This is a genomic window from Caballeronia concitans, assembly GCF_001544615.1.
Lineage (GTDB): Bacteria > Pseudomonadota > Gammaproteobacteria > Burkholderiales > Burkholderiaceae > Caballeronia > Caballeronia concitans.
This window is the reverse complement of record NZ_FCNV02000012.1, coordinates 126,198-149,906: the sequence shown is the minus strand read 5'-3', so window position 1 is coordinate 149,906 and position 23,709 is coordinate 126,198. Positions and strand designations below refer to the sequence as shown.

Here is a 23,709-nt window from a genome sequence, read left to right as displayed (position 1 = left end):
CATCGAGTGAGGCGGGTCAGATCGCGCCGAGGCTTCTCAGCGTCGCGATCTGGTCGGGCGAGTAGCCGAGCTCGGCCATGACTTCTTCGGTGTGCTCGCCAAGCAGCGGCGAGCGCACCACGTCGGTCGGGCTATCGGACAGCTTGATCGGATTGCCGACCGTCAGGTACTTGCCGCGCACCGGATGATCGACTTCCACGACCGTGCCCGTCTTTCTGAGCGACGGCTCTTCCGCGATCTCCTTCATCGACAGGATCGGACCGCACGGAATGTCGTGCTTGTTGAGGATTTCCATTGCCTGGAACTTGGTCTTCGTCATGGTCCAGCGTTCGATCTCGGCGAAGATGTCCTTCAGATGCGGCAGCCGCGCGTTGGGCGTCTTGAAGTCCGGATGATCGATCCACTCCTCCTTGCCGATCACCTTGCAGATTTCGCCCCACACCGGCGCCTGCGTGATGAAGTAGATGTACGCGTTCGGATCGGTTTCCCAGCCCTTGCACTTCAGGATCCAGCCCGGCTGGCCGCCGCCCGATGCGTTGCCCGCGCGCGGCACCGCCTCGCCGAACGTGCCGTTCGGATACTGCGGATACTCCTTCATCACGCCGGTGCGTTCGAGCCGCTGCTGGTCGCGCAGCTTCACGCGGCAGAGGTTGAGCACGCCGTCCTGCATCGCCGCGAGCACTTTCTGTCCGCGTCCCGTGCGATTGCGCTGATAAAGCGCCGTCACGATGCCGAGCGCGAGATGCAGCCCCGTGCCCGAATCGCCGATCTGCGCGCCGGTGACGACGGGCGGGCCGTCGTCGAAACCGGTGGTCGATGCCGCGCCGCCCGCGCACTGCGCGACGTTCTCGTAGACCTTGCAGTCTTCGTACGGCCCCGGGCCGAAGCCCTTCACGGACGCGACGATCATCGCCGGATTCAGCTCCTGGATGCGCTCCCACGTGAAGCCCATGCGATCCAGCGCGCCCGGCGCGAAGTTCTCGACGAGCACGTCGCACTTCTTGACGAGCGTCTCGAGCACTTTCTTGCCCTCGGGATTCTTCGTGTCGATGGTGATCGACCGCTTGTTGTGGTTCAGCATCGTGAAGTAGAGGCTGTCGGCGTCGGGAATATCGCGCAGTTGCTCCCGCGTGATGTCGCCCGCGCCGGCGCGCTCCACCTTGATGACGTCCGCGCCGAACCACGCCAGCAGTTGCGTGCAGGTCGGGCCCGATTGAACGTGCGTGAAGTCGAGAATGCGCACTCCGTCGAGTGCCTTGCCCGAGGTGTTGCTCATGGCTGTCTCCCTAAGTCTGTCCGTTCGCGTCTTGATCGCTCTTTATTTGTACATGGTTTGCGCCATCGTGCCAGGGGCATAAACCGTAGGATCGACCCAGATGTTGATGACCGCGCTCTTGCCTGTCTTCGCGATCGACTCGCGCGCCCGCTGCAACGCACCCGCGATCTTCGACGCTTCGTACACCTCTTCGCCGTAGCCGCCGAGCATTTCCGCGAAGCGTCCGTACGGCACGTCCGAGAGCAGATTGCCGACGTTGCCGCGCTCTTCCCCGTACTTGGCGAGCTGGCCGTAGCGGATCTGGTTCATCGCCGAGTTGTTGCCGACGACCGCGATATACGGCACGCCGAAGCGATTCGCCGTTTCCATGTCGAACGAGGTCATTGAGAACGCGCCGTCGCCGTAGTAGCAGAGCACTTCCTTCTCGGGATTCGCCAGGCCCGCCGCGATCGCGAAGCCGGTGCCGACGCCGAGCGATCCGAGCGCGCCCGGGTCCATCCACTGGCCGGGGCGGCGCGGACGCACCGCTTGCGCGGAGATGGTGACGACGTCGCCGCCATCGCCGATGTAGATGGTGTCGTCGGACAGGAACTGATTGATTTCATGCGCGACGCGATACGGATGGATCGGGCTCGCGTTCGACGTGAAAAGCGGCATGAGCTTGGCGGTCGCGGTTTCCTCGGCTGCCGCGAGTTCGCGCATCCAAGCCTGGCGCGACTGGCGCTTGTCGTTCTTGAGACGCCCGCTCGCGGCCTGCAGCACCGCGCCGAGAATCGCGCCCGGATCGCCGACGAGGCCCAGGTCGATCTCGCGGTTCTTGCCGACCGTGCGGTAATCCATGTCGATCTGAACGAGCTTCAGATCCTTGCTGATGCGCTTGCCGTAACCCATGCGGAAATCGAACGGCGTGCCGACGATCACGATCAGATCCGCCTTCGCGAAAGCCTGCGAGCGCGTGCGGTCGAAGTGATGCGGATCGCCCGGCGGCAGCAGGCCGCGGCTCGCGCCGTTGAAGTAGCCGGGAATATCGAGACCGCGCAGCAGCGCGACGGCTTCTTCGTGACCGCGCGCCGTCCAGACTTGCTGGCCGTAGAGAATCGCCGGACGCTCGGAGTTGACGAGCAGATCGGCGAGCTTTTCGATGTCCTTCGGATCGCCGACCGATTTCGTCGATGCGCGATAGCGCCCCGGCTGCGGAATCACGGCCTTGCTGATGTCGATTTCACGGTCGAGCACGTCGCGCGGAATTTCCAGATACGCCGGGCCGGGCGCGCCGTTGAACGCTTCGCGCGCGGCCATCGACACCATGTCGGCGACGCGCTCGGTGCTCGGCACGGTGGCGGCGAACTTGGTGATCGGCGCCATCATGTCGACGTGCGGCAGGTCTTGCAGCGAACCCATCTTGTGCTGCGTGAGCGCGCCCTGACCGCCGATGTGGATGATCGGGCTTTCCGAGCGGAATGCCGTGGCGACGCCCGTCACGGCGTTGGTGCAGCCGGGGCCGGCCGTCGTGACGACGCAGCCGAGCTTGCCGGTCTGACGCGCGTAGCCGTCGGCGGCATGGGCGGCGACCTGCTCGTGGCGAACGTCGATGATGCGGATGCCTTCATCGACGCAACCGTCATAGATGTCGATGATGTGGCCGCCGCACAGGGTGAAAATGGTGTCGACGCCTTCGTTCTTGAGTGCTCGCGCGACCAGGTGGCCGCCCGAAACGACGCCCGCGCCGCGTGTTTTCTGTTTGAGCGTGTCTTCGGCGGTGGTGCTGGCGGGAGCGGTTTCCGGACGGCTGCTGACGACTTCGGACATTGTTGTCTCCTCCTCGATGGGGGTTGTGTGCGATCCCGGGCGTCGCGCTGCCGCCCGGTTTCTGTGATATACAATATTCCACACACAGTATTAGTCAAGCGTTCGGCGAGGGCGAAAACCCTGTGATGCAGTGCGTCATGGGCTGCGTGGCTTTTCCCGCTTGACTTTCGCTTTCGTTTTGGTCGCAGCGCAGCAAAAATCCCCGCCTTGCCGATCTTTTTTGATCGTCGTGAAATGTGATATATCACATACCAGCGCGAACGCCCCGCTCATCCTTCTCGCGCCACAGCCATCAAAACAGGAGACGCAATGAACATCCATGAGTACCAGGCGAAGGCGCTGCTGCGAAAGTACGGCGTCGCGGTCCCGCAAGGCCGCGTCGCCTTCAATGCGCAGGAAGCCGCGGACGCCGCGACCGCGCTCGGCGGTCCGGTATGGGTCGTGAAATCACAGATTCACGCGGGCGGCCGGGGCGCCGGACGCTTTTCAAACGACCCCGACGGCAAGGGCGGGGTGCGCGTCGTCAAATCGGTCGATGACGTGCGCGCGAACGCGCAGAAGATGCTGTCCTCCGTGCTCGTGACCAAGCAGACCGGCGCGGCAGGCAAGGAAGTGAAGCGGCTCTATATCGAGGAAGGCTGCGACATCGCGCGCGAGCTGTATCTCGGGATGCTCGTCGATCGCGCCACGTCGCGCATCACGATCATGGCGTCGACCGAAGGCGGGATGGAGATCGAGGAAGTCGCGCACCGCACGCCGGAGAAAATCCTGAAAGTAGCGATCGATCCGGCGACCGGCCTCCAGCCGTATCATGCGCGGCAAGTGGCGTTCGGGCTCGGGCTCAGCGGCAAGCAGGTCGCGGCGGCGTCGAAGTTCATCGCGGCGCTGTATCAGGCGTTCGTCGATCTGGACGCGTCCGTCGTCGAAGTGAATCCGCTCGTCGTGACCGGTTCCGGCGACGTGATGGCGCTCGACGCCAAGCTCAATTTCGACGACAACGCGCTCTACCGGCATCCGGACATCGAAGCGTTGCGCGACGAGGACGAGGAAGATCCCGCCGAAATCGAAGCGGCGAAGCACGGCCTGAACTACGTGAAGCTCGACGGCAACATCGGCTGCATGGTGAACGGCGCGGGCCTCGCGATGGCGACGATGGACATCATCAAGCTGTACGGCGGCGAACCCGCGAACTTTCTCGACGTGGGCGGCGGCGCGACGCAAGAACGCGTCGCGACCGCGTTCAAGCTGATCCTGCGCGACCCGAAAGTGCGCGGCATCCTCGTCAACATCTTCGGCGGCATCATGCGGTGCGACGTGATCGCGCAAGGCGTGGTCGCGGCGGCGCGCGAGATCGACCTGCACGTGCCGCTCGTCGTGCGTCTCGCGGGCACCAACGTCGACGCCGGACGCGAAATTCTCCGCAGCTCGGGCCTCGCCATCATCCCGGCAGAAAATCTCGCCGATGCCGCCGACAAGATCGTTTCCGCCGTTGCCGTGGGAGAGTCGAAATGAGCGTTCTCATCAATAAAGATACGAAGGTCATTTGCCAGGGCTTCACCGGCGCGCAGGGCACATTTCATTCCGAGCAGGCGATCGCGTACGGCACGCGCATGGTCGGCGGCGTCACGCCCGGCAAGGGCGGCACGACGCATCTGGAGCTGCCGGTGTTCGACACGGTGGCCGACGCGGTCGCCCGAACGGGCGCGGAGGCGTCCGTGATTTACGTGCCGCCGCCCTTCGCCGCCGATGCGATCCTCGAAGCCATCGATGCGGAAGTGCCGTTCATCGTCTGCATCACCGAAGGCATTCCGGTGCTCGACATGCTGCGCGTGAAGCGCGCGCTCGCGGGGTCGAAGAGCCGTCTCGTCGGGCCGAACTGTCCGGGCGTCATCACGCCTGGCGAATGCAAGATCGGCATCATGCCGGGGCATATTCATCGGCCGGGGAAGATCGGCGTCGTGTCGCGGTCGGGCACGCTGACGTACGAGGCCGTCGCGCAGACGACCGCCGCGGGGCTCGGGCAGACCACGTGCATCGGCATTGGCGGCGATCCGGTGAACGGGACGAATTTCATCGACTGCCTCGCGCTCTTTCTCGCCGATGACGCCACCGAAGGCATCATCATGATCGGCGAGATCGGCGGATCGGCGGAAGAGGAAGCCGCGCAGTTCCTGAAGGACGCGAAATCGAGGAAGCCGGTGGTCGGATTCATCGCGGGAACGAGCGCGCCGCCCGGACGGCGCATGGGCCACGCGGGCGCGATCATTTCCGGCGGCTCAGGGACGGCGAGCGCGAAGATCGACGCGATGAGGTCGGCGGGGATTCATGTCGCGGATTCGCCCGCGACGCTGGGGGAAACGATGGTGCGGGCGCTGCGGTAACGTTCTGAGGCACGAAAGCAAAAGGCCGCGCGGCAAACACCGCGCGGCCTTTTCTCTTACTAACTAGCTGAACCCGCCTCAATCCAGAAAATCGCAATTCGCCTCGACGAACGCCGCCAGATCGAGCGAATGCTGCTTCACGAGCCGTTCGACCAGTTCCGTATCGCGCTTCTCCAGCGCCTCGATGATCCGCATGTGATCGACGATCGAGCGCGACGCGCGGTCGCTCTGCGAGATCGTCATCTTTCGGATGGCGCGCACGTGCACGAAGATGTTCTTGATCGTATCGAAGATGATCTGCGACTTCGAAAGCCGCACGATCGCCTGATGGAACGCGATGTTCGCTTCCGAATACTCGTCGATATGCTCGGCGGGCGTGGAATCGCGGAAATTGTCGAACATGTGGCGCAGATGGGCGATTTCCTCGTCCGTCGCGCGCTGCGTGGCAAGGCGCGCCGCCATGCTTTCGAGCGCCGCCCACATGTGAATCATCTCGACGATCTCGCGCTTGGTCTTGCGCAAGATATACACGCCCCGGCGCGGCACCGTGCGCAGAAAGCCTTCCTGCTCCAGCAACGTCATGGCCTCGCGAATGGGCGTGCGGCTCACCCCGAGCGCCTCCGTCAGCTCTTTTTCGTCCAGACGGATTTCCTCGCGCGAGCGGTAGATATCCGCCTCCGCGATTGCCTGCCGCAGTTTCGCGTACGCCTGGTCGCGCAGCGAAACCGTGGCATTGATCGGCTCCAGCGAGAGCGTGAGCCCTCGAACTTCCGGCCGTTCTACGGATTGAGTATCAGATGGCATTGATGACTTGATTTCCCATTTGCGGCCGGTCTGCAGTGACGCGCTTGCCCGAACCGCCGTTCCGCTCGTCCGCCGCGAGACCGGCGAAACGACCGTGTTCCTGTGCGCGCTGCAGCATGTCCTGCGGCACCGCGGACGCAATCATAAAGGTAACGCCCACACCAACGGCCACCAACGCGAATCCGACAACTACCAACAAGGCGATGCTCATCTCAGGCTCCGGTTAAATCACTCAAGAGCCCCTAGTATATGTTGCGTCGCAGCAGGACGCAACATATTTTGCATCTTGTATATCAGAAACAACGCGTGGGCCGTCGAGTGCAGTTTATGCCGCTTTCTGCGCTTGCGGGAGTGGTAGCGCACGCGCCGTGCCTTGGTTCACCGCCTCTCGCAATTTGATCAATGCAAGGACGGCATCGATCATCGGCGTGTCGATCTTCACCAGACGGCCGATCTCCTGCACGACCGTGATGAGCGGGTCGATTTCCATCGGACGGCCCGCTTCGCAATCCATCAGCATCGATGTCTTGTGCGCACCCACCGCGCCCGCGCCGTTGATCCGCCGCTCCACGTCCACGCGGAAATTCACGCCGATCCTGTCGCCGATGGCCTTCGCCTCCAGCATCATCGCCTTGGAGAGCGCGCGCGTGCCGGGATCGCTCGTGAGGACGTCGAGCGTCGCGTGCGTGAGCGCGCTGATGGGGTTGAAGCAGAGATTGCCCCACAGCTTGAGCCAGATTTCGTCGCGGATGTTGTCGCGCATCGGCGCTTCCATGTCGGCGGCGACCATGATGTCGTGCAGCGCCTGCAAGCGCGGCGTGATCTGGCCGCTCGGCTCGCCGATCGGAAACTTCTTGCCGTAGTGATGCTCGATCACACCCGGCTCCGCGATTTCCGCCGCCGGCAGCAGCACGCAGCCGATCGCGCGTTCCGGGCCGAACACGTCCCACTGCCGGCCGCCCGGATCGATGCTTTGCAGCTTCGTCCCGGCAAACTCGCCGCCGTGCTCGTAGAAGTACCAGTAAGGCAGGCCGTTGACCGCGGTGACGATGGCCGTATCGGGGCCGAGGAGCGGCGGAATCAGATCGACCACACCGGGCACCGAGTGCGCCTTCAGCGCGATGATCACGTAATCCTGCGGCCCAAGCTCGGCGGGATTATTCGTGCAGCGGACCTTGACCGTGTGCTCTTCCCCATCGATCCTCAGGCGCACGCCGTTTGCCTGCATCGCCGCCAGATGCGGCCCGCGCGCCACGAAGCTGACATCGGCTCCGGCGCGCGCGAGTTGCGCCCCCATGTAACCGCCGATGGCGCCGGCGCCGTATACGCAGATTTTCATGGTTCGTCTCCTGAGTAAGTAGCCTGATAGCCTTCTGATATACCAGATACTACATTCCAGATGCAGACCAAACAAGGCGATTCGCACGAGCGGAAACCCGCACGCGACGTCTCGCGGTACGCGAATCCACAATCGAGAAAAAGAAAAAGCGCGCGATCAGGCCTCGATGGCCTGAGCTGCAATAAGAGTATGCGTCGACGACGCGATGAAGTGCGACCAGACGCCCGCCGCGCTTGCACGCAGCGCGCGGCCGCGCCGGCGCACGAGCATGATCGTGCGCGACTCGTCGGGTTCGAGCGGGATGAAGCGCACGCGATCGCTGTCGGAAGCACTGCGCGCGTGCATCGGCAGAATACCGATCCCGAGGCCCGCTTCCGCCATTCGCGCGACCGCCGCCGGCTGCGTGAGCCGTTGCCGCACCGCGCCCGTCACCGCGTGGCGCGTGAGCGCGGCTTCGATGGCGGCGAGGCTGCCGGTGTCGTCGTCGAGAAGAAGCAGCGGCATGCCGCGCAACTGCTGCCAGTCGATGCGCCCTGCCCCGGACAGCCTGTGCGACGCGCCGACCACGGCGGCGAGCCCGTCTGCGAAAAGCGGCTCGGTGGCGAGACCATCCAGATTGTCGGGAGCGATGACGACGCCCAGTTCCGCCTCGCCGGATCGCACGAGCTGGAGCACGGCGTTCTGCGGCCGGTCCATCAGCACGATGGTCGTTTCCGGAAGCCGCTCGCCGCACGATGCCAGGAGCGGCGGCAACACGCTCGCGGTCAGCCCGCAACTGCACGCGAGGTTCACAACGCCCGGCTCGCCCGATTCGTGCGCGCGGGGCCGCAGCGTCGCTTCCAGTTCCTCGACGAGCGGCGCGACGCGCGAGAGCAGCCTGCGTCCGGTGTCGGTGAGCGTTACCTGGCGCGTGGTGCGATCGAAAAGCCGCAGCGCGATTTCGTCTTCGAGTTCTCGAATGCCGCGGCTGACTGCCGACTGCGTGATGCCGAATTCATCGCCCACGCGCGTGAAACTGCGGTAGCGCGCGAGCGTGATGAACAGACGCAATTGATGCAGTGAAACGGAAGGCGCATGCGCGAGGTCGAGCGTTCGATCGCGCATGCCCGGCTTCCTTATTGCACCGACGGGTTGCGCGGCGTTTCCGACCATCCGGCCTGAAACGACGCGTTCATCGGCGAATCGTCCGACGTCGCGGCGACCGTGTTCTCGATCCAGCGCTTGCGCATCGGCGCGAGCACGAACTTCGCGCACAGGCCCGCCGCAATCGACGTCACCGCCGCCGCGATGAACACCGCGTTCCACGATCCGACCGACGCCAGCACGGAGGCCAGCGGCACGAGCATCGAGGCCGTGCCCTTCGCCGTGTAGAGCGTACCGGCGTTGGCCGCTGCGTACTTGCTGCCGAAGGTATCGGCGCAGGTCGCGGGGAAGATCGAGAAGATCTCGCCCCAGCACAGGAAGGTCAGCGCGGCGAACAGCATGAAGAGATACGGGTGATGTCCGAATTCCATCAGCCCGAGCAGCGCGATGCCTTCGCCCAGGAAGATGATGAACATCGTGTTCTCGCGGCCGATCTTGTCGGAGATGAAGCCGCACAGCGGACGCGTGAAGCCGTTGCAGAGGTTGTCGATGGAAAGCGTCATCGCGAGCAGCGGCAGCGTCACGCCGAGCAGGTTCACCGGCATCTTCGCGAAGCCGTATTCCTTCGCGATCGGCCCGAACTGCGCCGTGGCGATCACGCCGCCCGCCGCAACGAACACGAACATCAGATACAGGACCCAGAAAAGCGGCGAGCGCACCATCTGCCCGGTCGTGTAATCGATCTTCGTCGACACGATGCGCTTGGCCGGCACCACGTTCACCGGCGGCTTCGGACGCACGAGCGCCATCGCGAGAATGAAGATGCACACGCCCTGGAAGATGCCGAAGAACATGAACGCGTGCTCGTAGCCGGAGCTTTGGATCATGTTCGAGATGGGAATGACCGTGACCGCCGCGCCCGCGCCGAAGCCGGCTGCCGTCAGGCCCGCCGCGAGACCGCGCTTATCCGGGAACCACTTGAGCGCGGTGCCGACGCACGTGCCGTACACGCAGCCCGCGCCGATGCCCGCGATCACCGCCGCGATGTAGAGATGCATGAGGCTCGTGGCGTGGGCGTCGATGACCCAGCCGAGCGCCGCGCACACCGATCCGCCGATGACGACCGGCCGCGGACCGAACTTGTCGACGAGCCAGCCTTCGACGGGCACGAGCCACGTTTCGGTGACGATGAAAATGGTGAAGGCCGTCTGGATCGCCGCTTGTCCCCAATGATGCTTGGCATCCATTGGAACGACGAAAAGGGTCCAGGCGTACTGCAGGTTCGCGACGAGGCCCATGCATGCAATGCCGATCGCTAGCTGAATCCACCTGTTGTGATGACGCCCGTGCGACTGCCCGGACACAACCGTGTCTGCGCTTGCCATGTCTGTCTCCATTATCTGTTTTCGGCGCTCGTGCGGCGCCTGATGCACTGCGGGAAACGCGGGCGCTTTGCGCCTGCGGGCGAGCGGTCGGTCAGGGAAGATGCTCGGGCCACGCGGCACGGGCGAGCCGGCGCGTGTCGAAGAGGGCGATGCGGGTGCACATCTGGCCAACATCCGCGTCAGGCGATCGAAGAATCATTTCAAGCGATTCCCAATAGAGTCCGGATGGTCGATGAGCCTCTACAGGCTCTCGTGTGCTGCCGGAGTTGCCGCTGGCTTACAACTGCGAGGGGCGTGAAAGCATCGTGGGGGAGAAAAACGATTAGGGAAAGTTAAAAAAATTTATTGTATAAGTTAGCTATCGTGAATGGATGAGGGCCTGCCGTGCTGCGTAACGCCACCCTGCGTCAACTGAAGATCTTCGAAACGGTCGCGCGCCGGCTCAGCTTTTCACGGGCCGCGGAAGAGCTCTATCTCACACAGCCTGCGGTTTCGACGCAGGTCAAGCAGCTCGAGGAACATGCAGGCTTACCGCTTTTCGAGCAACTTGGTAAAAGAATCTACCTCACTCCTGCCGGCAATGAAATGCTCCATTACAGCAGGGCGATCCTCGAACAGTTCCGCGAAGCCGACGACGCCATGGCGCGCCTCAAGGGCATTTCCGGCGGCACGCTCAACGTGGCGGTGATCAGCGCGGGCGACTATTTCTTTCCTCGCCTGCTGGCGGCCTTCACCAAGCGCAATACCGATGTCCGACTGAACCTCGCGGTGCACAACCGCGAGGAATTGCTGCACCAGCTCACCGACAATCTCACCGATCTCGCCGTGATGGTCCGTCCGCCGCGCGACATGGATACCGTCAACGTTTCCTTCGCGCCGCATCCTTATGTGATCGTGGCGCCGCCGGATCATCCGCTCGTCGGACGAAAGAACCTTCCGCTGGAAGCGCTCGCCGATGAGCCGTTCATCGTTCGCGAACGCGGCTCGGACACGTGGAACTCGATGGAAGAAGGCTTCGCGGGACGGCTCGCCAATCTCAATGTCGCGATGGAAATCACGAGCACGGAGACGATCAAGCAGGCGGTCATCGCCGGGATGGGCGTGAGCTTCTTGTCTGCGCATACCATTAGCATGGAATTGCAGGTCGGCAAGCTGGCCGTGCTGGATATCGAGGGTTTTCCCGTGATGCTCAACTGGTTCGTCGTGCATCGGAATAACAAGCGGCTTCCGCCCGTGGCGCTCGCGTTCAAGGAATTCCTCATCGAGGAAGGCGCGGCGCAGATCGAGGCGATCACGCATATCGTCGCGAAGACAGGAAAGCCGGACTTATAAACAAAGCCGTATAGCTAGCAGAAGAAAGTTTAACTGTCCTGTATGGATGATGTTCCCTATCCTGCAATGAAGCCCCCCGGCCATTCAGGAGACGAACATGATCCACTCTCATAGCGACGACCGCGAAATTCAGGCGCAAGTGTGCGCGTTCAATACCGCTTTCGAAGAACTCGACCTGATGTTCCGCTGGGACGCACAAACGTACCGCTCGCTGGCATCGGCGGATAGCGATTACGGCAAGCTCGCGCAGTACATCGGCACGCACTGCCCGCATCTGCTGACCGCTTATAGCGCGGAGTTTCTGTGTCAGGCGATCATCGAGCGGAAGAACTCGACGATCGAGGCTTGCCGCCAGAACACGGTCCAGTACGAGGACAGCACGCAACGCGCGCGGCTCTGGCGTTCGCGCCACGAAGACGGACAGCGCGTGCAGGTCTGAGCCTGCAATCAGGCTCGCGGGCGGGAGGACGGGCGGCTTCGGCCGCCCTTTGTTCGTTTGATCCGCATGATGCGTTCGAACGCCTTTTGCCCTTCGCGACGCTTGCCGCGAAGGGACACCGGTCTTCGATTCCTTAAGGCGCCAACGACACCCACACCGCTTTCGGCTCGGTGAAGTTCTCGATCGCGACATCGCCGTGTTCGCGGCCGAAGCCCGAATCGCCCGAGCCGCCCCACGGCAGCCGCACATCCGTGTAGCCGTACGTGTTGACCCAGACCGTGCCGGCCTTCAGTTCCGCCGCCATACGATGCACCCGGCCGATGTCCGCGCTCCACACGCCCGCCGCGAGGCTGTACGCCGTTCCGTTGGCGATGCGCAGCGCGTCGGCTTCGTCGTCGAACGGAATGACGCTCGCGACCGGACCGAAAATCTCTTCCTGCGATATTCGCATCTCGTGCTCGACGTTCGCGAACACGGTCGGCTCGACGAAATAGCCGCGCTCGCCCGACCGCCGTCCGCCCGTCACGAGCGACGCGCCCTCGCCCTTGCCGATGTCCACGTAATCCAGCACGCTTTTCATCTGCTTCGCGGAAATGAGCGGCCCCATGTTGGTCTCGCGTTTCGAGGGGTCGCCGAGCTTGATGCTTTGCGCACGCTGCCCGAGGCGTTCGACGACATCGTCATATACCGCGCGCTGCACCAGCACGCGCGATCCGGCGGAACACACCTGTCCCGCGTTGAAGAAGATGCCGGAGGCCGCGGCGCGCACGGCGCTGTCGATGTTCGCATCCGCGAAAATCACGTTCGCCGATTTACCGCCGAGTTCGAGCGTCACGCGTTTGAAGTTGCCCGCCGCGCCCTGCAGAATCCCGCGCCCGACCGACGGCGAGCCGGTGAACGTCACCTTGTCGACGCCCGGATGCGCGACAAGGGCATCGCCGACGACGGAACCCTTTCCCGTCACGATATTGAGCACGCCCGGCGGCACGCCCGCTTCGAGCGCGAGCCGTCCGACCATGAGCGCGGAAAGCGGCGTGATTTCGGCGGGCTTGACGATGAGCGTGCAGCCGCACGCGAGCGCGGGTGCGATCTTCCACATGCCGATCATCAGCGGGAAATTCCAGGGCACGATCGCCCCCACGACGCCGACCGGCTCGCGCACCGTGTAAGTCAGCGCATCGGGGCGCGCCGGCACGACCTGGCCGTTGATCTTGTCGCACCAGCCGGCGTAATAGGCGAGCGTATCGATGGCCGCGGGCACGTCCTGGCGCTGCACGCCCGCGATCGGCTTGCCCGCGTCGAGGCTTTCGAGCGCGGCAAGCTCTTCCTGATTCTCGCGCAGCAGTTCGGCGAGCCGCATCAGGATGCGGCCGCGTTCGGCGGCGCGGATTGCGTTCCACGGCTTGAGCGCCGCCCGGGCCGCCTGAACCGCGCGATCGACATCCGCCGATGTGCCCTGCGCCACGTACGCGATCGCGTTTTCGGTCGCGGGATCGAGATTCGTCGAATACTCGCCGCCGCTCGGCGCGACGAATTCGCCTCCGATCAACAGCTCATAACGCTTGAGATCCGCAGTGCTTTCCATGTCTTCCTCCAGCCTTTATCGAATCGCCTCATGGTGGGCCAGAAAGACCATTCACGATAGCAAAACATTTTTATTGTTCGCATTCAGCTGAATGTATGGACCGCTTCAGGCTGCCTGCGACGCGAGGCGAGTAATACGAAGTAAGCGTTACTTACACAATCTCACGGCAGCGCGCGTTGGCAGCACGTAGAGTGGCGGCAGGCCGCGTGGGAAGGCATCGCATGCCGAAGACGCGGTCGGCAATTCAGCTATAGAGGAGAAGTGTTTGATGAAGAAGAATCGAATCGTCGCGGCGCTTCTGTGCGCAAGCCTGGGGCTCACAGCGGGCGCGAGCTTCGCGCAGCCGTCGCATAACGGCCCGGACTGGAATCACGAACACGGGAACGATCATGGACCGGATCACGGCCCCGGCCACGGACCGGCGATGAACGGCCACGACGCGCCACGTCCCGAACAACACGCGGAACACGACCGCGGGCATCCGGACTGGCACAGGGGCGATCGCCTGTCGGGCGATTACCGGAACCGTCAATATGTCGTCGACGACTGGCACGGCCACGGCCTGCGTCAGCCGCCGCGCGGTTATCAGTGGGTCGGCGTGGGCGCGGATTATCTGCTCGTGGCCGTCGGCACGGGGCTGATCGCGCAGGTGGTGCTGTCGCAGTAAGCGGTATCGGGCGCGGTCGGCTTCGTAGGCGGCGTAGCGGGAGCGCCCCGCTCGCCCGCGCCGATTTACTCTTCGTCCGCGAACAAGGAGGCCTGTGCGGCCCATCGCGACGAACCGGCAGCAGGCCGGCTGGCGAGAAACGCGTCCCGGTCTTTTCCGGCAATCCAGTGCGGCGCGCGACCGCGTCCGCTCCACGTCGCGCCGCTCGCCGGATCGCGGTACTTGATCGCGACGTCCGGCGCAGCGTGCGGCGCCTCGGGCTTGCGGCCCAGCAACTCATTCAGTGTGATGCCGTATTCGCGCATCTTTTGCACGATTTCTATTAGCGCGAGCCGCTCTTCTTTGCGCCGTGCTTCGGCGAGTTCCTTTTCCAGCGATTCTCTTTGCGCCATCAACTCGGCGACTTGCGGACTTCTGTACGTCATGTTCGTGATGTGCGTCGGGTGTTCGATGTCGGCGCCCGCATCTGGCGGGGCGAGAAATGTCGATGCAGGCGGCGCGGGGGTTGCACCGTCGGCCGCGGCGTTGCCGTCCGCGCGGAAACGAGAGGCTAACATGAACTGCGACGGGGCGTCGCGGCGGGCGGGTTCTGACGTAGGCGGCGGCATGGCAGCTCTTCGCCCGAAGGAACGGCCTTCTCACTATCAGACAGCGCGCCCATCTGCTCGGAGAAAAGGGGCGGGCGGGAACAATAGCAGGGTTAGCAGACCGGACCGTTGAACCATCACCGGCGAGCCTTGCGGCTCCCCTGTCACTTCCCGCCCATTGACAAGCGGCAGCATCTCCAGTCAGGCGTAGGCGCACGAGGTCAGTGCATTTTCGAAAACGGCTCGGGCATCGAAGTATCGAACTCGTTCGCCCTACTAACCTGTTTCAGCGCATTACGCAGAAGGCATCAAAGCTTACGATATCTCGTCGTGGCAAAAGCTTTCGAACGTGTAACGTTTTGTTTTGCACGAGCTTTCCACCGACGGAGTTCCAACCGTTCTCGATGACTAGCGTTACCGTCCGGTTGCGATCACCCAGCGGCGGCGAACCGAACGAGTCAGCGCGAAGATTTACTTCGCGCTGACCAGCAGCCGCCCGATCAAACGAGGCGAGCGATACGCGGCTTACTTAGGCTGTGCTTCGGGAAACGTCCACTGCCCGCTCACGATCTGCGCGCGCGGACGATACAAGCGAACCGTGTAGTTCCATCCCGATGCGATGGGCAGGCAGTTAGGCACTTTCCCATCGCACGCGCCGAACTGAATGTCGACGGACCCGTCGCTATTCTTGTGTGCGGTCGTGTTGTTCAGGGAATAGGCGTTGAGCGGATTCGGGTCAATCAAACCTGCCGCGTTATACACGGTGATCGACCAGAAACCATCGACGGGCACGTCAGGATTGACGTGAATCTTGTAGACCGTCGAGCCGTCGTTTTTCTGGGGAACCCGGGTCAGATAGAGCGCATCCTTTTCCGGATTGCCGCCCCACAACGTTGCAGCACCGATCAGATGACGGACGGGATCCACTTCGTTCTTCGTGCCGAACGACTTGCGCGTGTCGGGAATGGTGGAACCGAGGACCAGCAACGCGTCGCGGACCTTCTTCTGACTGACCGGGTCCCAGTTCGGCACTTCGAAAGTACCGAGGTGCTTCTGGTCGATCTTGATGGCGTCCTGCAAGGCGTGAGCCTTGGCGACGTCGCTCGGGTCGGCAGAATTCACGAGCGTGCGAACCGTGGCGAGCACATAGCGCGTGCCGATCTTCTGCTTGTCCAGCGTGTACTTGCCGGCGTTGTAGACGACTTCCTGCGCGTAGTGATCTTCGTTGATGACGATCATCGAACGGAAGCGCTTCCCGGCGTCAGGCAAAGTGATCGTCACCGGGCCGGCGTCGAGGTCGAACACCGCCGACGAGTACAGCGTGTCCCGGTTCACGCGCACCACGATCTGCTGGTCGACAGGCGCAAGTTCCCGGTTGTGGAAGAACTTCCCGAATCCATCGGACTTGACCACTTTGTTGAGTTCCTCGTCCGATTCCGCGCGAACGAAGTTGTCGGCGGTGACCGGAACGGGATTCGGCTGCGCGTGGACTGCGTGGATCGCTGCCAGGAACGACAGTGTCGCAAGCGACGAAATGAATTTGCTTTTCCCCATTTCTTTTCCGTTAGTGCTGATGTGAGTGAAAGCCTGTTCTGACTGCGAAATGATAGTCAGCCGTAGGCACACGGGGTCAGCGCTTCGCCCCCATTCCTCGGGCGTCGCGGGTTCGAACGGTTGCAGGCTGCTAAACCTGCTCCTGCGCAACCACGCGCGGGGATTCAAAGAATACGGCATACGACCGCATACAGAACTTTCTGATCATGTAAATTTTTGTTGCTGATTTTGCCTCGAAATTCTTCCAGTTCGCGCGTGTAACGATCGCTCGATTAATCGCGATTTCCGATATGAAAAGCGCTGCGCCAGTTGGCGGATCGAACATCCTCACCAAACCTTAATATCACTAATGACGGTTGGTATAGTCGAAATTCTGGACTTTTAGTCGGATAAGCCCGCCCATGCATAAGCTTTTCACTGCCCTGTTTGCCGCAATTTCCTTGTTGACGGCCTGCACGCAGCCTTCACCGTTTCGCACGGAGCAGCCGACTTCGCAAACAGGACGAGCCAATCCGGCCTCCGTCAATTGCGTCCGGCAAGGCGGCACGCTGCAAATCGTCGATACCGGCGACGGACAGATCGGCGTGTGCATATTTCCGAGCGGCCAGTCGTGCGAGGAGTGGGCACTGCTTCGTGGCGAATGTGCGCCGGAGCGGGATCGGCGCCCGGAGTAACGCGGCGCTGGCTCAAGTCGCTGGATTGAGATGAGTGAGATACGTCCAATAGCGCTGTTTCATTAATCGATATGCGCATCGGGCATCTCATCGCGTAATGCAACGTTGCTGAAGTTTAAGGTTTTTCTGATGGGACGCAGATGCCGGGTTGATCAGAATTTTTAGCTCGAATCCGCGCTGCGTATCGCGGCGGCGATAGCATCAAACGTCGCCCCGCCGCCTTTTGAGCCCGCGTCCCACGATGGAAAGGAAGTAACGTGTATCTGACATCCGACCAACGTAAATCCCTGATGCAAATTGCCGTTCTGCGTGATGCGCGTCGGCGAATGGCTGAAATCGATGCCTTCATCGCACGGTTGCGCCACGAAAATCCTCACGCGTTTCACACCGTCACATCGCTCGAGGAACGCGTGTTCTTTCACGCTCCGAGCAAAGACATTCCGCATCTCGCTGCCGTCAAACCGCATGCTCAGGCAGCGCAAGACGAAGACGAATCGGCTGCGTGACATGGGCCTGCGTCATCTTCGACGCGCGGCGGTTCCTATCGCTTGGAGCCTACGAATGGCCCGTTCGCCTCACGATGCCGAAACCGCATATTCTCTTGAACGCCGCAACGCCTGCGATGGATGCGCGCAAGAAGCCATCGTCCCTCCGCTTCTTGAAAAGGAATCCTTATTTCCTTGATCGGTGTTGGTGCCTCGTCCGACTTTTACCGGACCATGAAGGAATAGAAAACTCACCCCCCATCGCAGGCGCGTTTCGATTATTTCGTCGTCCGTATCATCTGAAACCATGCAGTCGAACCAACTCGTCATCAAAAAGCATGCCGCAGCCCGCCCATGACGCCGAGCTGAGTCGACCCACTCGCTGCGCTAACGCCACTCACTCCCTGCAATTGCGCGCCAACCAATCCGCCGCGATACAGCGAATAATCGGCTTCGATATAAAGACTCGTGCGACGCGACACGCCATGATCCGCGACCACCTGAAACTGCGTCGCGTTGCCGTTCCCGCTCGCGGTCTTGCCGACCTGAAGCGTGCGCCACACATTGGCGGACACATGCGTTCGCGTTCCGACCAACTGCGTCACGCCGCCAAAGAACATCTCGCGCGATGACAATTGCGTGAATCCCAGCGCCGTGAGTTGCGCGGGCGTGTACGGTCCGTTCGGCGCATTGCCGAGATATGCACGGTCTTCGCGATTCATGGCCCAACCGGCGCTCACCGTCGTGTTGCCGAAGGTATAAGCGCCGCCCGCGGTCCAAGATTTAAAGTGCGCGGAAGAATTCACTGCATCGCGCGTATCGAGATATCCGGCCCCGAGCCGCAACGGCCAGGCCGGCGCATACGACACCGATGCACCAATCTGGCTGCCCGCGCCGAATGCCCCAGCCGCGCCGCCGAACGCATACGAGAGTTCCATCGTCAGGTCCTGCCAGCGCACCGTGTACTTCGCCATGTTGCTGGCCCACACGCCCTGTGCCATGCCGACTTCGGGCCTGAACAGATAAACCGTCGGCAGCCACGCATTGGTGACGTAGCTTCTCAGCACGGCCGACGCAAACGGATTGACTTGCCGTCCCAAAGTCAGCCGCCCTAACGTCGACGAGCGGACGCCGACAAACGCCGTATTGAAGAACGGATAAGAGGGATCGCTCGTGCCGCCGTTCGGAAAGAAGCGGTTCTCGAGTTGAAACACGACGCTGTTTCCCCCGCCGATGTCTTCCGATCCGAGCAGCCCCCAGTGACTTTCGCCAAGACCGCCGTTAGCGAGTTGCAGCCGGTCGTTGCCCGCGGTGTCCGCATGAGTCGTGTAGCGCACGGCCGTGTCGACGAGTCCGTACAGTGTCACCGAAGACTGCGCGCGCGCCGCCTCCGTTGCGCCATATAGCGCGAGGCCCGTCAAAAACACACTCAGCGGTCGCGGTCCGCGCGTCATCTCCAGGTTCATCGTCTGTCCGAATGCGTTGCGAAGGCCGCAGACTACCAGCAACGCACGAGCGCGCGTAACTCTCTGCCGAGTGAGTCGAAAACGACTTGACTTTTCCCGACTAAGCCCGCGCGTCAAAAAAGCCGATGCGCCATCCCGCATGTAAAACCTACTCGCGTCTTTTTGAAACGCTGCTTTCGCTCGAACGGCGAGACACATCACGTCCTTAACGTTCGTGAGAATCTAGTTCGTCGCGCTCAGAGCCCCTATGCCCTTGGCGCGATGTACTTTTTTCCTCCTCTAACAACGGGATAAAAAAAATGGATCGCATCGATTCAGCGCTTTTGACGCAACATATGGGATTAACGTCACTCCAAGCAGACTGGCCTGCGGACACGGTCAAGAAAACGGAAAGATTGCCGTTTACGATTAAGGTGGTGAGTGATCCGACTGAACTCGGCAAAGCCGTCGAAATGCGCCGCGCCGCCTATGGGCGACACTTGCCGGAGTTCGCAGAAACAATGGGCGTGGAAGCGCTGGACGCCGCGCCTGGCACCGTCGTGCTGCTCGCGCAATCGCGGCTGGATGGCGGTCCGCTCGGCACCATGCGGATTCAGACGAACACGTTCGGACCGCTTGCGGTCGAGCAGTCGGTCCGCTTGCCGGAGTGGCTCGCCGATGCAAACCTCGCCGAGGCGACGCGGCTCGGCGTCGCGCGCGGCGCGATCGGCCGAATGGTCAAGGTGGCGCTATGCAAGGCGTATTACCAGTATTGCGTGCAGAACGGTATCGACTGGATGTTGATTACGGCGCGTTCGCCGCTCGATCGGGAATATGAAGCGATGCTTTTCGGCGATGTGTACGGCCAGAACGAATTTCTGCCGATGACGCACGTCGGCGGCATGCCTCATCGCGTGATGGCGAAGCCGGTGGCGCTCGTGCGCCAGCGCTGGGCGGCGGTTAATCACTCGTTCTATGGCTTCTTTTTCGAAACGGATCACGTCGACATCGATGTCAGCGTCGCCTCGAATCCGGTTGCTGTAGCGGTTACAACCGCAACCGCGCCGGGTGTAATGGCCTGAAATCGTTGAGCGACGTGTAAGGTGGCACACTTCTGCCCGGAGCGATCCGGGCGGACTCGCGGTTCCCCAGCGTCGGCGCGTTCGTGCCGTCGCTGCGGGCTGCCGCAACAATGAAAGGGACGGAAGTCGGAGTTAATGGGAAAGGGCGGCAAATGACAAGCGACAAGCGGGCGTTTCGGGACCGGCTGACCAGTTGGGCGTTCCTGCGTTTCTCGGTGTACGTGGCGCCGTGCGTGATCGCGCTCGGCACGCTTGCGGTCATTTTCTGGGCGCCGCGTCAGTTCGATACGACGGGCACGGTCCCGCTCGGCTTTCACGTGATCGCCGATCCATCCGCGAAACTTCAACCCGCCGATGCCATCGCCCGGCTGCGCGATACGCCGCGCACCGCGCGTTTCAGCACGCATCTCGCGGAAACGCCCTTCTGGTTCCTGCTCGATGCGCCTTCGCTCGGCCCTGAGGCAAGCACCTTCATCGATCTTCCGTCGCGGCACGCGCAAACGATATCCTGCTGGAAAACGAATCCCGCCCCGACGCTTCTCGGCGCCGGCAACCGCTACGGCACGAGCGGCGACATCCGCTTCAACAAGGCCGGTTTCGCGCTCAGGCTCGACGGCGATACGCGGCAAACGCAAGTGCTTTGCCGCGGCACCTTCTCCGGCCCCGCATACATCACCGCGACCGCACTCAGCCGCGACAAGCTCGAAGAAAGCACTCTCGATTTTCACCAGGGCGCGTCGCTGATCACGGGCGGCCTGCTGACACTTGCCATCTTCGTGTTCGTGACGGCCATCATCAACCACGAATGGACGTACGTCATTTTTGCCGCGTGGCTCGTCGGCAATCTGCGCCTGACGGCCAACGCAATGGGTTTCGATACCGAATGGATGGGCCGGCTCATTCCGCCCGGCCATATCGAGTTTCTGCGGGAATTCACATTCGCGTCGTATTACGTGCTGACCACGACGCTCTTCGTCGAACTGTTCCGGCGCGAGCTGAAAGCCATCGGCCTGCGCTGGACGCTGCACGCCGTGCGCTATGGCGGATGCCTGCTGATGGCCGCTGCATTCACGCTGAGCTACGCGCATTTCATTCCCGTGCTGTGGGCGAGCGCGAGCTTTTGCATTCTGGTGCTGACGTACTTTCTGGCGCAACTCGTCGTCAAGGCGCGGTCGCGCACGGTGCTCTGGTATGTCGCGTCGATGGGCATCGTGCTCTTCGCGACGCTCTCGGAAGTGCTCGCCGCCGCGTTCGGGCTCAAGGGACTCGCGGGCACGCATAGCCCGGTCGTGACGGCGCTGTCCTCGAGCATGCTGTGCGCGTTCGCCATCGCCGAACGCATGCGCGACGAACGCGAGCGCCGTCGCCAGATGCAGATCGAACTGCGCAACACCTATGACGTCACGCCGATCGGCCTCTTCACGCTGAACGGCGACAACTGCTTCGTTCGCGCAAATCCGGCGCTGCATTCAATGCTGGGCCTCCCGCAAGGGCGATACGGCACGCATCGCTGGGCCGATTACTTCGCGCCGGGCGCCGAACGTGCGCTCAACGAACTGCTCGAGGGCGACGATTCGGCGTCGATCGAAATCGAAGGCACGCCGGGGGCATCGGGTGCGTCTGGCGCGTCGGGCGCGAGCGCCGACGTGCGCCGCTATTCGCTTCGGGCCATTCGCGCGAACGGTTTCATCGAAGGCTCGCTGGAAGACGTCACGGACCGCTCGAAGGCGGTCGAGCGGCTCCATTTCCTTGCCGAGCACGACTCGCTCACGGGCCTCTTGAACCGGCGCGGCATCGAGCACGCCATCGCGCGCCAATGCGGCGAAGGCGGCACGTGGGCGCTCGCGTATCTCGATCTCGACCGCTTCAAGGTGTTCAACGACCTGTTCGGCCACAGCACGGGCGACGAAATACTTCGGCATGTCACGACGCGGCTCGTGGAACGGCTCGGCTCGCATGTGCCGATCGGGCGCATCGGCGGCGACGAGTTCGTGTGCGTGCTCGCGGGCATGACCATCGACGAGGCCATCGCGCGCTGCCGCGAACTCGTCACCGCGCTGAACGCGGCGCCGTTCGTCGTGGATACGCGTGCGTTCCAGGTCAGGGGATCGATCGGCGTCGTGGAATGCTCGCAGGACGAGCGCGGACAGGACGCCCTCGCCTATGCGGACCGCGCGTGCCGCGCCGCCAAACGCGGCGGCAATGCGCGGCTCGTCGCGCTGCGCCGGGGCGCGCCAGCGTTCGAAGAGCGCGCCGCCGAAATCAGCCTCATCGAGGCGCTGGGCGAAAGCCGCCTGCCCGACGGCCTCTTCCTCGTGATGCAGCCGATCATGTCGATGCACGCTCCCAACGAGGCGCTCGACTTCGAAGTGCTGCTGCGCCTGCGCACTCAGGACGGAGCGGTCGCGACCGCCGGCAAGCTGATCGCCGCCGCGGAGGATTCGGGCACCATCGTGCAGATCGACCGCTGGGTGCTGTCCACGACACTCGCGTGGCTCGCGGAGAACCGCGCGTCGCTCACCAAGACGCGCTTCGTGTGCGTGAACCTGAGCGGCGGCTCGCTCAACGACGAGCATTTCCTCGACGAACTCTTCGCGCTCTTCTCGCGTTACGCGGATGTCGTGCATTACCTGTGCATCGAGATCACGGAGAGCGTCGCGCTGCATGATCTCGAACATACGGAGCGATTCATCGCGCGCGTGCACGACATGGGCGCGAAGATCGCCATCGACGATTTCGGCGCGGGCCAGACGTCGCTGCGCTACCTGAAGAAGCTGTCGGCGGATGCGCTCAAGATCGACGGCGAGTTCGTCCGCACGATGTGCAATCATCCGGCCGACATCGCGATCGTCGAGGCGATCATCAATCTCGCGCGCAATCTCGGCATGCGCAGCATCGCCGAATGGGTCGAAGACCTGCAGACGCTGGATGCGTTGAAGGAACTGGGCGTCGATTACGTGCAGGGCTTTGCGATCGCAAGACCGCAGGAAGCTCGCGACATTCTCACGGCGTCATCCGCTGCGAGCTTCGTGACGAACGCCGAGGTCAAGCGTTATCTCGATGCCGAAGACGCGTTGGACGGAGACGCCCGGACCAACGGCAAGAACGCACGCGTGCAGCAGGAAAACGCGATCTAAGGCGCGTCTCATTGCCCCTGGAAAGAATTTTCGCGGCCGGGCTTGTATATCGCGTTGGGGCTCTCTATAATGCGCGGCTCAACAGGCTCGTAGCTCAGCTGGTTAGAGCACCACCTTGACATGGTGGGGGTCGTTGGTTCGAGTCCAATCGAGCCTACCAACGCATATGCATCAGAAGCAAATCGCATCAAAACAAATCGCCGCGTATATCGCGGCGATTTGTTTTTGTGCGGCTCATTTTCAATGTCGATCGAACGATCGCTAGTCCCACATGTTCCTGAACGCCACGGCCGCGATCACGGGCACCGTCAGCACGAGCGGAATGGCGAAGTACGGCACCTCCAGATCGACGATCCAGCTATAGATCAGCCAGCCGACTCCGAGCGCCAGCGTGCCGATGCCGACCAGCGCCGAGAGGACATTGAGCGAGCGCTTCGACAAGCGCCGGCGAGACGGTTCTTTACTCGAGGTCGGTTCCATGATGATGTGCGCCTGACGCGCAAGGCAGATACGATAAATTTTATACCGCGCCCGATGCCGCGTCGGCCCGATATGCATCCATTTCAGGCAAAAACAGCGCCGCCGGTTCGCGACATGAACCGGCGGCGTTTGTCCTTGCTGCGTTCGTACAGAAGATGTCAGGCG

21 protein-coding genes and 1 tRNA gene are annotated in these 23,709 nt (G+C 62.6%); 10 read left to right on the top strand and 12 right to left on the bottom strand.

Features of this window, described 5'->3' with window-relative positions; all coding sequences use genetic code 11:
* Positions 1-16: 16 nt before the first annotated feature.
* Together frc and AWB72_RS23175 are read right to left on the bottom strand one after the other, a co-directional pair.
* Positions 17-1,276 carry a formyl-CoA transferase gene (gene frc / locus AWB72_RS23180; protein WP_040053693.1) on the bottom strand — a complete coding sequence of 420 codons (1,260 nt, stop codon included), beginning with the start codon at positions 1,274-1,276 and terminating at the stop codon, positions 17-19.
* A gap of 42 nt (positions 1,277-1,318) precedes the next feature.
* Positions 1,319-3,085, bottom strand: coding sequence for a thiamine pyrophosphate-binding protein (locus AWB72_RS23175; protein WP_040053692.1), 1,767 nt, complete (start codon positions 3,083-3,085; stop codon positions 1,319-1,321).
* A gap of 309 nt (positions 3,086-3,394) precedes the next feature.
* Here AWB72_RS23175 and sucC point away from each other — a divergent pair, with 309 nt between their 5' ends.
* Complete coding sequence (gene sucC, locus AWB72_RS23170; RefSeq protein ID WP_040053691.1) at positions 3,395-4,597, top strand: ADP-forming succinate--CoA ligase subunit beta; 1,203 nt, start codon at positions 3,395-3,397, stop codon at positions 4,595-4,597.
* Complete coding sequence (sucD, locus tag AWB72_RS23165) at positions 4,594-5,466, top strand: succinate--CoA ligase subunit alpha (protein ID WP_040053690.1); 873 nt, start codon at positions 4,594-4,596, stop codon at positions 5,464-5,466. Before sucC ends, sucD begins: the two co-directional genes overlap by 4 nt.
* A gap of 78 nt (positions 5,467-5,544) precedes the next feature.
* On the opposite strand, the gene AWB72_RS23160 is transcribed toward sucD, so the two are convergent.
* The 5 genes from AWB72_RS23160 to oxlT all read right to left on the bottom strand — a co-directional run bounded on the left by AWB72_RS23160 (position 5,545) and on the right by oxlT (position 10,077).
* On the bottom strand, positions 5,545-6,270 hold the full coding sequence (locus tag AWB72_RS23160) for a GntR family transcriptional regulator (protein ID WP_040053689.1): 726 nt from the start codon (positions 6,268-6,270) through the stop codon (positions 5,545-5,547).
* Positions 6,260-6,481, bottom strand: coding sequence for a hypothetical protein (locus AWB72_RS23155; protein ID WP_040053688.1), 222 nt, complete (start codon positions 6,479-6,481; stop codon positions 6,260-6,262). The genes AWB72_RS23160 and AWB72_RS23155 overlap by 11 nt, the downstream gene beginning before the upstream one ends.
* 114 nt (positions 6,482-6,595) lie before the next feature.
* On the bottom strand, positions 6,596-7,609 hold the full coding sequence (locus AWB72_RS23150; RefSeq protein WP_040053687.1) for a 2-dehydropantoate 2-reductase: 1,014 nt from the start codon (positions 7,607-7,609) through the stop codon (positions 6,596-6,598).
* Positions 7,610-7,765: 156 nt separating this feature from the next.
* Positions 7,766-8,713, bottom strand: a complete 948-nt coding sequence (locus tag AWB72_RS23145) for a LysR family transcriptional regulator (protein ID WP_052450194.1) — start codon at positions 8,711-8,713, stop codon at positions 7,766-7,768.
* An 11-nt stretch (positions 8,714-8,724) separates the two neighbouring features.
* Positions 8,725-10,077, bottom strand: a complete 1,353-nt coding sequence (gene oxlT / locus AWB72_RS23140; protein WP_040053742.1) for an oxalate/formate MFS antiporter — start codon at positions 10,075-10,077, stop codon at positions 8,725-8,727.
* A 387-nt stretch (positions 10,078-10,464) separates the two neighbouring features.
* Between oxlT and AWB72_RS23135 the strand changes: the two genes are divergently transcribed.
* Both AWB72_RS23135 and AWB72_RS23130 read left to right on the top strand, forming a co-directional pair.
* Positions 10,465-11,409, top strand: a complete 945-nt coding sequence (locus tag AWB72_RS23135) for a LysR family transcriptional regulator (protein ID WP_040053741.1) — start codon at positions 10,465-10,467, stop codon at positions 11,407-11,409.
* Positions 11,410-11,506: 97 nt separating this feature from the next.
* Positions 11,507-11,848 (top strand): hypothetical protein, encoded by a 342-nt coding sequence (locus AWB72_RS23130; RefSeq protein ID WP_040053686.1) that lies wholly within the window; start codon positions 11,507-11,509, stop codon positions 11,846-11,848.
* Positions 11,849-11,981: 133 nt separating this feature from the next.
* Here AWB72_RS23130 and AWB72_RS23125 read toward each other — a convergent pair whose 3' ends face one another.
* Entirely contained in the window at positions 11,982-13,433 is a 1,452-nt protein-coding gene (locus AWB72_RS23125) for an aldehyde dehydrogenase family protein (RefSeq protein ID WP_040053685.1), read from the bottom strand.
* Between the two features lie 268 nt (positions 13,434-13,701).
* On the opposite strand from AWB72_RS23125, the gene AWB72_RS23120 reads away from it, so the two are divergent.
* Positions 13,702-14,100 (top strand): RcnB family protein, encoded by a 399-nt coding sequence (locus AWB72_RS23120; protein WP_087128739.1) that lies wholly within the window; start codon positions 13,702-13,704, stop codon positions 14,098-14,100.
* 65 nt (positions 14,101-14,165) lie between these two features.
* Here the strand turns inward: AWB72_RS23120 and AWB72_RS23115 are convergent, their stop codons facing one another.
* Together AWB72_RS23115 and AWB72_RS23110 are read right to left on the bottom strand one after the other, a co-directional pair.
* Entirely contained in the window at positions 14,166-14,657 is a 492-nt protein-coding gene (locus AWB72_RS23115; RefSeq protein ID WP_244285720.1) for an H-NS histone family protein, read from the bottom strand.
* Between the two features lie 555 nt (positions 14,658-15,212).
* Entirely contained in the window at positions 15,213-16,241 is a 1,029-nt protein-coding gene (locus AWB72_RS23110; protein WP_040053682.1) for a DUF1214 domain-containing protein, read from the bottom strand.
* Positions 16,242-16,642: 401 nt separating this feature from the next.
* Between AWB72_RS23110 and AWB72_RS23100 the strand changes: the two genes are divergently transcribed.
* Together AWB72_RS23100 and AWB72_RS23095 are read left to right on the top strand one after the other, a co-directional pair.
* Complete coding sequence (locus tag AWB72_RS23100) at positions 16,643-16,915, top strand: putative hemolysin (RefSeq protein ID WP_084593153.1); 273 nt, start codon at positions 16,643-16,645, stop codon at positions 16,913-16,915.
* A 257-nt stretch (positions 16,916-17,172) separates the two neighbouring features.
* Entirely contained in the window at positions 17,173-17,421 is a 249-nt protein-coding gene (locus AWB72_RS23095; RefSeq protein ID WP_244285718.1) for a hypothetical protein, read from the top strand.
* A gap of 308 nt (positions 17,422-17,729) precedes the next feature.
* Here AWB72_RS23095 and AWB72_RS23090 read toward each other — a convergent pair whose 3' ends face one another.
* The gene (locus tag AWB72_RS23090; protein ID WP_244285717.1) at positions 17,730-18,866 is read right to left on the bottom strand and encodes a porin; all 1,137 of its coding nucleotides are present in this window, start codon (positions 18,864-18,866) and stop codon (positions 17,730-17,732) included.
* A gap of 416 nt (positions 18,867-19,282) precedes the next feature.
* On the opposite strand from AWB72_RS23090, the gene AWB72_RS23085 reads away from it, so the two are divergent.
* From AWB72_RS23085 to AWB72_RS23075, 3 genes are all read left to right on the top strand, one after another.
* Positions 19,283-19,927, top strand: coding sequence for an N-acyl amino acid synthase FeeM domain-containing protein (locus AWB72_RS23085; protein ID WP_374728915.1), 645 nt, complete (start codon positions 19,283-19,285; stop codon positions 19,925-19,927).
* 152 nt (positions 19,928-20,079) lie between these two features.
* Positions 20,080-23,064 (top strand): putative bifunctional diguanylate cyclase/phosphodiesterase, encoded by a 2,985-nt coding sequence (locus AWB72_RS23080; RefSeq protein ID WP_040053679.1) that lies wholly within the window; start codon positions 20,080-20,082, stop codon positions 23,062-23,064.
* A gap of 83 nt (positions 23,065-23,147) precedes the next feature.
* Positions 23,148-23,224: transfer RNA gene (locus AWB72_RS23075), tRNA-Val, on the top strand.
* 101 nt (positions 23,225-23,325) lie between these two features.
* Here AWB72_RS23075 and AWB72_RS23070 read toward each other — a convergent pair.
* Positions 23,326-23,544, bottom strand: a complete 219-nt coding sequence (locus AWB72_RS23070) for a hypothetical protein (RefSeq protein WP_040053738.1) — start codon at positions 23,542-23,544, stop codon at positions 23,326-23,328.
* Between the last annotated feature and the right edge of the window lie 165 nt (positions 23,545-23,709).

Coding starts and splice junctions, on each gene's coding strand:
- AWB72_RS23110 (WP_040053682.1), bottom strand. CDS start 16,241: ATGGGGAAAAGCAAATTCATTTCGTCGCTTGCGACACTGTCGTTCCTG.
- AWB72_RS23145 (WP_052450194.1), bottom strand. CDS start 8,713: ATGCGCGATCGAACGCTCGACCTCGCGCATGCGCCTTCCGTTTCACTG.
- AWB72_RS23070 (WP_040053738.1), bottom strand. CDS start 23,544: ATGGAACCGACCTCGAGTAAAGAACCGTCTCGCCGGCGCTTGTCGAAG.
- AWB72_RS23120 (WP_087128739.1), top strand. CDS start 13,702: ATGAAGAAGAATCGAATCGTCGCGGCGCTTCTGTGCGCAAGCCTGGGG.
- AWB72_RS23130 (WP_040053686.1), top strand. CDS start 11,507: ATGATCCACTCTCATAGCGACGACCGCGAAATTCAGGCGCAAGTGTGC.
- AWB72_RS23115 (WP_244285720.1), bottom strand. CDS start 14,657: ATGTTAGCCTCTCGTTTCCGCGCGGACGGCAACGCCGCGGCCGACGGT.
- oxlT (WP_040053742.1), bottom strand. CDS start 10,077: ATGGCAAGCGCAGACACGGTTGTGTCCGGGCAGTCGCACGGGCGTCAT.
- AWB72_RS23150 (WP_040053687.1), bottom strand. CDS start 7,609: ATGAAAATCTGCGTATACGGCGCCGGCGCCATCGGCGGTTACATGGGG.
- AWB72_RS23080 (WP_040053679.1), top strand. CDS start 20,080: ATGACAAGCGACAAGCGGGCGTTTCGGGACCGGCTGACCAGTTGGGCG.
- AWB72_RS23125 (WP_040053685.1), bottom strand. CDS start 13,433: ATGGAAAGCACTGCGGATCTCAAGCGTTATGAGCTGTTGATCGGAGGC.
- AWB72_RS23175 (WP_040053692.1), bottom strand. CDS start 3,085: ATGTCCGAAGTCGTCAGCAGCCGTCCGGAAACCGCTCCCGCCAGCACC.
- AWB72_RS23090 (WP_244285717.1), bottom strand. CDS start 18,866: ATGAACCTGGAGATGACGCGCGGACCGCGACCGCTGAGTGTGTTTTTG.
- sucC (WP_040053691.1), top strand. CDS start 3,395: ATGAACATCCATGAGTACCAGGCGAAGGCGCTGCTGCGAAAGTACGGC.
- AWB72_RS23160 (WP_040053689.1), bottom strand. CDS start 6,270: ATGCCATCTGATACTCAATCCGTAGAACGGCCGGAAGTTCGAGGGCTC.
- sucD (WP_040053690.1), top strand. CDS start 4,594: ATGAGCGTTCTCATCAATAAAGATACGAAGGTCATTTGCCAGGGCTTC.
- AWB72_RS23155 (WP_040053688.1), bottom strand. CDS start 6,481: ATGAGCATCGCCTTGTTGGTAGTTGTCGGATTCGCGTTGGTGGCCGTT.
- frc (WP_040053693.1), bottom strand. CDS start 1,276: ATGAGCAACACCTCGGGCAAGGCACTCGACGGAGTGCGCATTCTCGAC.
- AWB72_RS23100 (WP_084593153.1), top strand. CDS start 16,643: ATGCATAAGCTTTTCACTGCCCTGTTTGCCGCAATTTCCTTGTTGACG.